Source organism: Sulfurimonas sp., from assembly GCF_023228785.1.
In the GTDB taxonomy this organism is placed as follows: Bacteria; Campylobacterota; Campylobacteria; order Campylobacterales; family Sulfurimonadaceae; genus Sulfurimonas.
In genome coordinates this window covers 20,162-30,978 of the sequence record NZ_JALOAN010000026.1, presented here as the reverse complement: position 1 = coordinate 30,978, position 10,817 = coordinate 20,162, and the positions used below count along the sequence as shown (strand labels likewise).

Sequence of the window (10,817 nt, the reverse complement as noted above, 5' to 3'; positions counted from 1 at the left end):
GCACTTAATACACTTATTGGTATTTTGTCACATGGTAGTGGAACAGGAATAAACAATGCAGCACTATATTTTATAGGCTCTGATAGTAATGTAAGAACTGGTTATGGATGGAATGGAGCTATTACAGATCAAAGCTCTGCAATGCATCCAATCATTGCCAATGGTATAGATGGATTTTCTTCAAGTATTGTAGGTGTTGATTTTAGCGGAGTTGATGTTTTTGAATACTACCAACTAGCATGGACAGCTTACGCAGTTGTGCATGATGAAAATAGTGGAGACTTGACTCTTCATTATGACTATCAACCTTGGAGAGGAGACACTTATTTGTTGAAACAAGATGGAACTCAAACTAAAAATGAATTATTAATGCAAAATGTAGATACTTTTAGATTTAAAGCTGTTGGCTCAGTTGTTAAGATACAAGTTTGTGTAGAGACCGATTTAGTGGAGGAGTATTCTTTATGCAAAGAAAAAACTATATTTTAAATAGAAAAAAAGTACTACATCGTTCAGGTTTTGCTATGATGATGGCCATTATTGTAATAGTTATCATCTCAACTATTATGGCTCTCTCTTTAGCTTTAACTACACAAACTGCTAAAAGAACAACCGATATTTACCTCTATGAACAAGCTGTTTTGTATTCTAAGAGTGCAGCAGAGTTGGCATTATTGCGTATAGCAGAGACTGGATCTTGTACAACCATCCCATCCTATACTATAGGTAATATATACGATATTAATGTTAGTGTTAGATATGTTTATAGAGGTTTAGTGTGTGGAGGGGATAATGATTATTTTACTACGATACAAACAGATGAACAAAACGGAAGTGTGCTAATGGACATAACAGTCACAGCAAACCCTGATGGTACTACCGAACCCATAAGATACTTCAGAAGAAGCATTCAAAAATTGTAGCTATAATAAACTTTTAATGCTATAATTCCAAAATTAATTATTAAAGGACTATAAATGAATATTTCTCTTACGGGAAGACATTTAGAACTAACTGAGCATATTAAAGCTCATATAAACACTTCTATTGAGACACTTTCTAAGTACAACATGGATATTATTGCTGTAAATGTTGTAGTATCTACTCAAACTAAAAAAGGTAAAGAGCACTCTGTTGTAGAATTTGTTATAAATTTAGCACATAAAAACTCTGTTGTTATCAAACAAAGTGATGATGATTTATACGCAGCAGTTGACCTTGCAATAGCAAGAGCACAAAAAGCTCTTCGCCGTATCCATGACAAAGAGGTGACTCATCGTCAAACTGGTATCAATGAGATGAAGGCTGAGAGTGTAGATATCAAAGCAGAAGCAGAGGCTAATGAAGATGAGATTATTCCAGTAGAGCTAGATCTTTACAAGCCTCGTGAAGTCGAAGATGTACTAAACGACTTAAAAGAGAGTGGAAAACTATTTGAGATCTTTTTAGACAACGAAGATAAAACTCGTGTTCTATACAAAAGAAACGACGGAAGATTCGGTCTGTACTAATAGTCCGCAAAAGGAACAAAGTCCCTTTTGCTTCGCTAAGGCCGCTGAGACCACTAAAGCTAGCCTCTTTGAGGCAGAGTTTATTTACATAACTAATATAGCCGAAGGGAGTTCCAACTCCCTAAGTTGGAGCTAAATCCTCTTTTACACTTTTTACTATCTCTTCATCTTCTGCCAAATCAATCCATTTAAACTGACTTCCACTCTGAGTTGCACCACGCAGCAGATCTCCGCCTTTTCTAAACTTAAGATCTAAGTTTGCAATATCAAAACCGCTAACAGTATCTACAAATCTCTCCAGCCTATCAGAACTGCTTTGGTTTGTGTAGAGGTAACAATAGCCTTGAAGACCAGTTCTACTTACTCTTCCTCTTAGTTGGTGCAGAGTTGAGAGTCCCAATCTCTCAGCTCCAACAATAACAACTGTTGTAAGTCTTGGAAGTGAGATCCCAACTTCTACAACAGTTGTAGCTATAAGTATGTCGCCACTCTCTCTAAAGTCTAGCAAAACTTCCTCTTTTTGTTTATCTTTGCCATGAGTTACATATACATTCTTAAAGTTATTTTCCCAGTAAGATCTCGCTTCTTCTATGCTTTGGTAGTCTAAAAATTCACTCTGCTCAACTAGAGGGTAGACTAAAAGCACTTGGTTATTTTTACTAATTTGCTCTTTTATATGCACAAGCAGATCTTTAAAGTCACTCTTATGTATAACTTTGCTTGTGATGTTTTTTACAAATGGAGTAGTTGTGATTAGACTTACATCTATGTGTGCTGTCTCTATCATCGCTTGAGTTCTTGGGATTGGAGTTGCACTAAACTGTAAAAAATGAGGTTTTAACTCTCCCTCACTTACAATTTTTTCTAGCAAATTTCTTTGAGCAGTTCCAAAGCGATGTTGCTCATCCACCATAACCAAAGCTGCATCTGGGAGATCTCTATAGAGTAGGGCATGAGTTCCTATAATAAAGTCATACTCAGATAGGTCTAGCTTTCTAGACTTGTTTGTGACTAAAACAGACTTTACATTTGGTAGATATTTTTGTGCTTCTTCATAGAGTTGGTTTGCCAAAATTGTAGTTGGTGCCATTAAGATCGAGCGGAAAGGTAGCATCATAAAAGCAGAAGCGAGTATAACCATAGTCTTACCACTTCCAACATCTCCAACTATCATTCGCTTTGAAGCTACATCTTTTGAGAAGTCTATTTGTATATCTTCTATAGTTTGTATCTGCTCATCTGTTAAAGTAAATGGAAGAGTTGAAGCCCACGATGTAAACTCAGACTCAACGCTCACTAAAGGTTTAAAATATCTTCTTTTTTTAGATAGCACTCTCATATAGCAAAAGAGTTCCAAATATTTTAATGCATCTATACTCTTTGGATCTAATTCTTTTGTGTTTAAAAGAGTTTTAGGAAAGTGCAAAGATAAGATCTCGCGTGCAACACTCTCTTTTAAACCCTCATTTAGTAAAACTTCAAGTGTAAGATTTTTTTGAATAAGACGGTACATAACATCAGATCTAAGCGCTGACTTGTACTTTGGAGTAATAGATCCAACACTTGTGGTTTTTCTAGGCATTGCCATACTACAAAGTCCAGCATTACAGTTTATGACTCCATAGAAATAATCTCTTTCACCCACTTTAAATTGATGCATCATATATGGTTTTGGGCGAAACAAAACACCGTTTATGCTGTGACCTAGGTTATGTGCAAAAAAAGTTATCTGGATGGAATTTGCAGAGCGAAAAATTGACTCAACAGTTGCATCTATTAGTTGTGGTTTTGATATCTCTATCTTAGGGTGTAGGGTGAGATCTTCATAAGAGTGAGGGATATTTAAAGCGAGTTCGCACCAAGAGTTAACACCGAGCTTTTTAAACTTTGCTTCTATATCTTTTGTGAGATTCATTTTACATCCTTAAAGTACCAAATGCTACCCTGTTTTATAAACCTCACGCAAAAGTATTGCATAGTGTCATATAATGCTTAAGATAGCATTACTTAGTAACTATTGCAAAGCTCAGTTCTAAAATCTCTTTATGACTTTTGATAAACTCATTTAAATCTTTGAGTGTTAGTTTTTCGATCAGTTCTAACTCTTTTTGAGAATGACCGAGCTCTTGACCTTTGTAAAACTCCATAAATGTGCGGTTTAGTCTTTGGCTCATTGTCTCAGCTCTTAGAGGCTCACTTCCTAGAAGAAATTTTTTAGTCTGCTCTAGCTCATCTTCTGTAACACCGCTCTTTACAAACTCTGCAATAACCTCTTTTACACTCTTTTGTGCAACTTCAAGGGAGTCTAGTTTTGTTTGCAAATAACCAGTCAAATAGCTACTTGATTTGCTCACACTTAGTCTTGCATAAGCTGAATATGCCAAACCTTGTTTTACTCTGATCTCTTCCATTAGACGAGATCCAAAGCCACCAGTTCCCAGTATAAAAGTAGCAACTCTAGCTTTGTAATAATCTCTAGAGTCAAACTCTATGTTGTATGGTGAACCAAAATAGACATAAGCTTGTTCAGTCTCTTTTTTTAAGATGCTCTCTTGTACTTTTGTGTTTACTTCGTAGTGAGCCAGTTTTTCTAGCTCGCCTTTTGGCATTGAAGCTACTATCTTTTGTATCTCTTTTTTTGCTTTTTCTATATCCACATCACCGCCAATTGCGACTATGAGTTTTGAGCTAACTAAGTTTTTCTCTATGAAACTCTTAACATCTTTAAGCTCTATGCTCTCAACACTCTCCAATGTTCCAGATGATGGATTTGCAAGTGGAGTATCTTTAAATAGAAGTCTTTTCAATTCATTTGAAGCCACATAGTCAAAGTCATTTTGTTTTGAACTTAGTGAGCCTAGAGTTGTAGTTTTTACTTTTTTAAGAGCATCTTCACTTATGTTTGGATCGCTTAAAAGTGCTTGAAGTTTTTTAAGTCCATCTCCAAACTCCTCTTTTAAACATCCAAGTTCCATTACAAAAGTCTCAGATCCTGCGTGTGAAGAAATGTGTATAGCCTTACTCTCTAAAGACTCAGCAAAGGCAGAAGATCCAAGTTTCTTTGTTCCCTCTCCAAGAACTCTTGCACTAAACTTTGCAAGTCCTGCTTTTTGTGTGTCTGTTATGCTTCCGCTATTTTGAAAAATAAACTGCAAACTAACTAAAGGAAGTCTTTTGTCTTCTTCAAAAATCACAGGAACTTTAAAGTCCTCTGTCTCTATATATTCTATTGTCGCTGCCATTATTATTTGTCCCATCATTAGTAAAGTAAAGATAATTTTTTTCATCGTTTGTTATGTTCTCCTGCCACTAAAGCTTCGCCCAAAGATGAGATTTTGCTTAAGCAAACCTCTCTAGTGTTTCATAAGCTGTATTTCTTACAGCTGGGATCTCACCTATATCTTTTATGAGATCTACCATCTCCTCTTTTGCCATTGTGTAAGCTGCACCCGCACTACTTACAACATTTTCTTCCATCATAGTTGAGCCTAGATCATTTGCACCAAATCTAAGCGCCATCTGACCAATATATGCACCTTGAGTTACCCAAGAGCTTTGAATATTTGGCACATTATCTAAGTATAGTCTTGCAACTGCTAAGAGTCTTAAGTATCTGTTTGAAGATGGTTTGTCCATATCTGGAATAAGTCTTAAAAGCTCAGTATTTTGCCCCTGAAAACTCCACATGATAAAGGCGCGAAATCCACCTGTCTCATCTTGAAGTTTTCTTATCATATCAAAATGCTCGATGATGTCTTCGTCGCTCTCAACAGTTCCATACATCATTGTAGCGGTACTCATGATGTCAAGTTTATGGGCTTTTCTGTGGATATCTATCCACACTTCTGAGTCTATCTTTTTTGGTGCGATAATATCGCGAACTTTATCACTAAGGATCTCAGCACCAGCTCCAGGAATAGAAGCTAGACCTTTGATTTTTAGTCTCTCTAAGACCTCTTCAACACTTATGCGAGAAACTTTTGCTATAAAATCTATCTCTATAGAAGAGAAGCCATGAATAGTAATTTGCGGATATCTAGTATGAATATGCTCTACTAGATCTTCATACCACTCTATTTTTAGCTTAGGATGTACTCCGCCTTGAAAGAGGATCTGCGTCCCACCAATCTCAAGCAGTTCATCTATTTTTGCATCTATCTCATCAAAGGTTAAAACATAAGCATCAGCATCTTTTTCATGTCTATAAAAAGCACAAAACTTGCAATCTACCCAGCAAATATTTGTATAGTTTATATTTCTATCTACTACAAAAGTAGTTATACCTTTTGGATGTAACTCTTTTTTTCTTTTTGATGCCATGATGCCAAGCTCTTTTAAGTCAGCATTTTTTATTAGATCTAGTGCTTCTTCTTTGCTTAGTCTCTTCATTTTCTCTCTTTAATTTCTAGCTTCATCAATAATAGCACTTAGACCTTTATCCATTGCCTTTAATTGCTTTTTGTTTTTAAGTTTAAAATCTGCTTTAAGACTACTAACATCTCTATAGGCGATTTTGACACCAGACTCTTTGTAAACTAAAATACGAAGAGGTAGATCTAGTGCAGTACGGATATCTTCTTGCATTAATTTTGTGCCAGCTTTTGGGTTTCCAAAGAGGATAACTTTTGCTTCACTCATCTGCATATCAACATTTTTTGCATTTTGTTTATGATCGATTATTGCAAAGACCTTAAAACCTTTGGAAGTTACGATTTTTTTAATATTTTGTATGGTTTGAGAGACACTATGCTTGCTCTCAACTATTTTCACATCACTTGCACTTAAACCTATAGCGCAGAGTAAAAGAAGAAGAAGTTTTTTCATAATCTATGCTACTTCTTTGTCTTTTGAAATAGCATCTAAAACACCATTTATAAACTTAGGAGATTGTTCAGTTCCAAAAGCTTTTGTGATCTCAACTGCTTCGTTTATAACAACAGCAGAGTCAAGCTCTCCAAATAAAATCTCATATGTTGCAAGTCTAAGAGTAGCTCTCTCAATAGTTCCAAGTCTCTCAAAGTCCCAATCTTTTAAGTGCTTTATGATAGCCGCATCACAAGCCTCAAGATTTTGCATAACTCCATCAAAAAGTCCTAGTGCAAAATCTTTTTGCTTGTTGCGGATCTTTTTTTCTTCAAGGATCTCATCTGAGTGCTCAGCGATATTTCCATTTCCTAGATCATAAGCATAAAGAAGGCTTACTACCGCCATTCTGGCGTGGTGTCTAGTTGCCATTATAAGTTCTCGTAAAGGTCGATCATCTCGATAACAGTAGTCATCGCTTCAAAACCTTTATTTCCAGCTTTTGTTCCAGCTCTCTCGATCGCTTGCTCAATTGTGTCAGTTGTTAACAGTCCAAAAGATACTGGTTTTTGGTACTTTAAACTCATAGTAGCGATCCCTTTTGTAGCCTCAGCAGATACATAGTCAAAGTGCGGAGTAGCACCGCGTATAACTGCACCCAGAGCACAAACTGCATCGTACTTGCCCGATGCTAAAAGTTGGTCAACTATCATAGGAAGCTCAAATGCACCTGGGACTAAAACATGAGTAAGATCGCTATCATCTCCACCGTGACGAGCAAATGCATCTTTTGCACCCTCAACTAGTCTATCAACTATAAAGTGGTTCCATCTTGTACTAACTATGGCAATTTTTTTACCATTTACAACTTTTAATTTACCTTCGATTAAATTCATCCGTTTATTCCTTAATTTTAATTCAATTCTCTAATTTTCTTGATTGTTTTTATTAGATTTTCTAACTCATCTAATTTTATCATATTTGCTCCATCACTTAAAGCGATAGTTGGATCAAAATGTGTCTCCATAAAAAAGCCATCAACTCCAACAGCCGCAGCAGCTTTTGCTAAGTATGGCACAAAAGAGCTATCTCCACCTGTTTTTCCGCCCACAGCCGTTGGCATCTGAACTGAGTGAGTAGCGTCAAATATAACTGGAGCAAAGCCTCTCATGGTGACTAGGTTTCGCATATCTACAACCATGTTCCCATATCCAAAAGAGTTTCCTCTCTCACAAAGATAGACACCGTGTTTTTTAGCATTTTCGTAACTAGCCTCTTTGCATCCTCTAGTTTGTAGGACTTTTAGAAGTGGATAGATCATCGCATCTCCACTTAAAAACTGACCTTTTTTAATGTTTATCTCTCTGTCTGTTTTTGCACAAGCAACTAACAAGTCTGTTTGCCTACATAAAAATGCGGGGATCTGCAGCATATCTACAACTTCTGCTACAGTTGAAACTTGAGTTGATTCATGTACATCGGTTACGATTTTATAGCCAAAATCATCTTTGACTTTTTGTAAAATTCTAAGTCCCTCATCCATCCCAAGCCCACGAAAACTCTCTAGTGAAGTTCTGTTTGCTTTGTCAAAACTAGCCTTAAAATAGAACTCTATCTCTTTGTCTTCATGGTAAGACTCCAAAGATTTAGCGATTTTAAATATGTTTTCTTCACTCTCAATAACGCAAGGTCCACTTAGTAATAGCATCTATCTACCTTAAAATATGGTTTAAAAATTTGAGGAAATTATATCATAATAGGCTTTTACTTATCTCTAGCCACCATAATTCCAGCAGCTACAACAAGTAAGATGCCAGCTGATGTTAAAAGAGTTGGAAAAGCATCGCCTAAAAGCATTCCAACAAAGATGGCAAAGACAATGTTTGTGTAGCTCACAGCTCCAACTATCCCAGCTTTTGTCTCTCCATAGGCCTTTGTCATGTAAAATTGTGAGAGAGTTCCCAGAACTCCAAGACCTATAACATAGAGCCAAACTACACCACTAGGCATTACAAATTCGCCAAGCATAAAGTCTAAAGAAGGCATATGCACAAACTCTGAGATGACAAAAAGTAGTATGGGTCCTAAAGTTCCTACTAGTGTAAAAGAGAGTACGATGGCTCTTGTGTCGTAGTATTTTCTAAGCTCTCTAACAGAGGTGTATGCAAGTGCAGCACCAACACCGCTAAAGATACCAAGCAAGTCATACTTTGTAAAGCCAATAGCATCAGGTTGAGCAATTAGAACAATTCCACAAAAACCTAAAAATACAGCTATCCAAGCAGAAACGGAGAGCTTTTCACTTAAAAACAACCATGCAAAAATAGCGGTAAAAATAGGTGCAGTTTTGGAGTAGGTTACAGCGTCACCTAGTGGAATATTCGCGATATTGTAAAAGTAAGCTAAAAGTGCAGAAAAGCCCATAAAGCCGCGGAAAAAGAGCAAAAATGGTTTTCCACCAATTTGTTTCATAGGATTTTTATAGACTGTATAACCGATAAGAACTACGCCAAAAAGATTTCTAAAAAAGACAACTTCAAGTGAAGACATATGCTCTGATGCTAACTTTGCAAAGGCTCCCATTATGGCGAACATAAAGGAAGCTAAAAGCATATATTTTACGCCCTTGTTTAAACTTTTGATTCTATTCATAAGACGCATTATACCAATGCAAAGTAAGTTATTAGCTTCTATTTCGTATAATTGCGACAATTGAACCCTTTGATAAACTAGATTCCGTGTCAAGCACGGAATGACGGAATGTGCGTCATCCTGAACAAACAAACTGTCATTTTGAACAAACAAACTGTCATCCTGAACTTGATTCAGGAACCAGCTTAATAATTGTTCAGAGCATTCAATTAAAAAAGGAAATTTATGGGCAATTTAATACTACTGCTAGTTATTGGTGGATTTTTCTACTGGATTTTTAAGAGTTACTCTAAGTACACAGCGTACTCACAAGAGGCTTTTAAAAATTTCTCTATCACAAAAGAAGCACTCACAAAGAGTGATCTAGGACTTTTTGTAGCTCTTGTTGCAAAGGTTGCAAAGGCTGATGGAAGAGTGGACGCGCTTGAAGCTGAGTTAGTTAGTCATATGTTTGATGATATCTCAAATGTTTTTCCAGATCCAAGTAAAACAAAGAGCATCTTAAAAGAGATTTTTAACGATGAAAAAGATCAAACTCACAATACTTCTGAGATAGCTCAAAGATTAGGGCAGGCTATAAAAAGGGACAAGTCAAAACAGCAACAATTTATGGGCTTTTTAATTCAGTTGGCTTTTGTAGATGGTGAAGTCTCAGACAGTGAAGACTTAGTCCTTCAAACGATTGCAAGTGCGTTAGAATTTAACCCAGATGCCTATCATGCTATATATGATCAGTTTGAGAAGATGATGCAAAACATCCAACCAAAGGCAAACATCTCTGATGCTTATAAGCTACTAGGGGTAAATGAAAGTGATGATATGGCCACTATCAAAAAAGCTTATAGAAAACTTGTTCGTGAATATCATCCTGACATTATTAAGTCTCAAGGAAAGAGTGAGAAGTATATGCAAGAAGCAACTGCTAAAACTCAAGAGATAAACCAAGCTTATGAGATGATAAAAAAAGCAAAGTCTTAAAAGGATAGATCATTAAAAAGTTTTTATTGCTATTACTATTTTTTCTTAGTTTAGATGCAAGTGAATATGGCTCACTATTGTTTCATGGAAACTGCATAACTTGTCATCATGAGACAAAAGCTATATCCGCTCCTTCAATAGTAGAGATAAGAGAGAAATATCTTAGTGCATTTGCAGATAAAGAAGATTTTGTAGAGTATATGTCAACATGGGTAAAAGAACCAAAAGAAGAGACTTCGATCATGCTAGATGCTATAGAAAAATATGGGTTGATGCCTGAACTAGCTTATGAGTTAGATGCGCTAAGAGAGATATCTGCTTATATCTATGAGACAGACTTTTCTAAAGAGCATAGTGGGCACTAAAGTTTAGTTGGACTTAAAGTCTCTCTCCCAAAAAAAATCTATCCATTCATCCGCTTCATTTATCCAAAAGTCAGGCTCGTAAACAGAAGTTTTTTTGTAAAAAAGTGTAGCAGTTTTAAATTCTACTTTTGGATATTTTGAATGAAGCATCTCCATAATGGCCTTGAGAGTATCTCCACTATCTGCTATATCATCTATAACTAAAACCTTTTGCACGTCTTCAAACTTACATTCTCCATCTATACAGATATTATTTCTTTTTTGTGTTTTATCATAAAGCTGAGTGCTTAGCGTTTGAACATTTCGAATATTTAGACCTTCTGCTATAGCGTGAGAGAGTGTAAGACCGCCTCTTGCAACGCCTACTAACACCTCTGGTTTGAACTCTTTTATCTCTAAGAGAAGTCTATTCGTATCTGTTTTAAAATTATCATAAGAGTAGTATTTCATGATGATATTATACAAAGTAAACATAAAAATTGATAAATATTGTTTAAGATTAATAGTT

At 36.0% G+C, this 10,817-nt stretch carries 13 protein-coding genes and 1 pseudogene; 5 read left to right on the top strand and 9 right to left on the bottom strand.

Going from position 1 to position 10,817, the window contains the following annotated elements; genetic code table 11:
* The 3 genes and pseudogenes from M0Q24_RS07890 to raiA all read left to right on the top strand — a co-directional run.
* A pseudogene (locus tag M0Q24_RS07890) lies at positions 1 to 489 on the top strand (protein containing prepilin-type N- cleavage/methylation domain protein); the annotation flags it as partial.
* A complete protein-coding gene (locus M0Q24_RS07885; protein WP_295049322.1) occupies positions 465 to 923 on the top strand; it encodes a hypothetical protein in 459 nt (152 codons plus the stop codon). The pseudogene M0Q24_RS07890 and the gene M0Q24_RS07885, both read left to right, overlap by 25 nt.
* Positions 924 to 977: 54 nt before the next feature.
* Positions 978 to 1,511 carry a ribosome-associated translation inhibitor RaiA gene (gene raiA, locus M0Q24_RS07880; protein WP_295049319.1) on the top strand — a complete coding sequence of 178 codons (534 nt, stop codon included), beginning with the start codon at positions 978 to 980 and terminating at the stop codon, positions 1,509 to 1,511.
* A gap of 121 nt (positions 1,512 to 1,632) precedes the next feature.
* Here raiA and recG read toward each other — a convergent pair whose 3' ends face one another.
* The 8 genes from recG to M0Q24_RS07840 all read right to left on the bottom strand — a co-directional run bounded on the left by recG (position 1,633) and on the right by M0Q24_RS07840 (position 8,966).
* Positions 1,633 to 3,426 carry an ATP-dependent DNA helicase RecG gene (gene recG, locus M0Q24_RS07875; protein ID WP_295049315.1) on the bottom strand — a complete coding sequence of 598 codons (1,794 nt, stop codon included), beginning with the start codon at positions 3,424 to 3,426 and terminating at the stop codon, positions 1,633 to 1,635.
* 88 nt (positions 3,427 to 3,514) lie between these two features.
* Positions 3,515 to 4,798 (bottom strand): pitrilysin family protein, encoded by a 1,284-nt coding sequence (locus tag M0Q24_RS07870; RefSeq protein WP_295049313.1) that lies wholly within the window; start codon positions 4,796 to 4,798, stop codon positions 3,515 to 3,517.
* A 52-nt stretch (positions 4,799 to 4,850) separates the two neighbouring features.
* Positions 4,851 to 5,900 (bottom strand): dehypoxanthine futalosine cyclase, encoded by a 1,050-nt coding sequence (locus M0Q24_RS07865; protein ID WP_295049310.1) that lies wholly within the window; start codon positions 5,898 to 5,900, stop codon positions 4,851 to 4,853.
* A gap of 9 nt (positions 5,901 to 5,909) precedes the next feature.
* A complete protein-coding gene (locus tag M0Q24_RS07860; RefSeq protein ID WP_295049307.1) occupies positions 5,910 to 6,335 on the bottom strand; it encodes a DUF302 domain-containing protein in 426 nt (141 codons plus the stop codon).
* Between the two features lie 3 nt (positions 6,336 to 6,338).
* Complete coding sequence (gene nusB / locus M0Q24_RS07855; RefSeq protein WP_295049304.1) at positions 6,339 to 6,746, bottom strand: transcription antitermination factor NusB; 408 nt, start codon at positions 6,744 to 6,746, stop codon at positions 6,339 to 6,341.
* Positions 6,746 to 7,210 (bottom strand): 6,7-dimethyl-8-ribityllumazine synthase, encoded by a 465-nt coding sequence (ribE, locus tag M0Q24_RS07850; protein WP_295049301.1) that lies wholly within the window; start codon positions 7,208 to 7,210, stop codon positions 6,746 to 6,748. Before ribE ends, nusB begins: the two co-directional genes overlap by 1 nt.
* A gap of 17 nt (positions 7,211 to 7,227) precedes the next feature.
* Positions 7,228 to 8,022: a 3-deoxy-8-phosphooctulonate synthase gene (gene kdsA, locus M0Q24_RS07845; RefSeq protein WP_295049298.1), complete on the bottom strand. Its 795-nt coding sequence runs from the start codon at positions 8,020 to 8,022 to the stop codon at positions 7,228 to 7,230.
* A gap of 56 nt (positions 8,023 to 8,078) precedes the next feature.
* Positions 8,079 to 8,966, bottom strand: a complete 888-nt coding sequence (locus M0Q24_RS07840; RefSeq protein WP_295049295.1) for a DMT family transporter — start codon at positions 8,964 to 8,966, stop codon at positions 8,079 to 8,081.
* A gap of 225 nt (positions 8,967 to 9,191) precedes the next feature.
* Between M0Q24_RS07840 and M0Q24_RS07835 the strand changes: the two genes are divergently transcribed.
* Together M0Q24_RS07835 and M0Q24_RS07830 are read left to right on the top strand one after the other, a co-directional pair.
* Entirely contained in the window at positions 9,192 to 9,944 is a 753-nt protein-coding gene (locus M0Q24_RS07835) for a TerB family tellurite resistance protein (RefSeq protein ID WP_295049292.1), read from the top strand.
* A gap of 26 nt (positions 9,945 to 9,970) precedes the next feature.
* Complete coding sequence (locus tag M0Q24_RS07830) at positions 9,971 to 10,309, top strand: cytochrome C (RefSeq protein ID WP_295049289.1); 339 nt, start codon at positions 9,971 to 9,973, stop codon at positions 10,307 to 10,309.
* Between the two features lie 3 nt (positions 10,310 to 10,312).
* Here M0Q24_RS07830 and M0Q24_RS07825 read toward each other — a convergent pair whose 3' ends face one another.
* The gene (locus M0Q24_RS07825; protein ID WP_295049286.1) at positions 10,313 to 10,783 is read right to left on the bottom strand and encodes a phosphoribosyltransferase; all 471 of its coding nucleotides are present in this window, start codon (positions 10,781 to 10,783) and stop codon (positions 10,313 to 10,315) included.
* Positions 10,784 to 10,817: the final 34 nt, after the last annotated feature.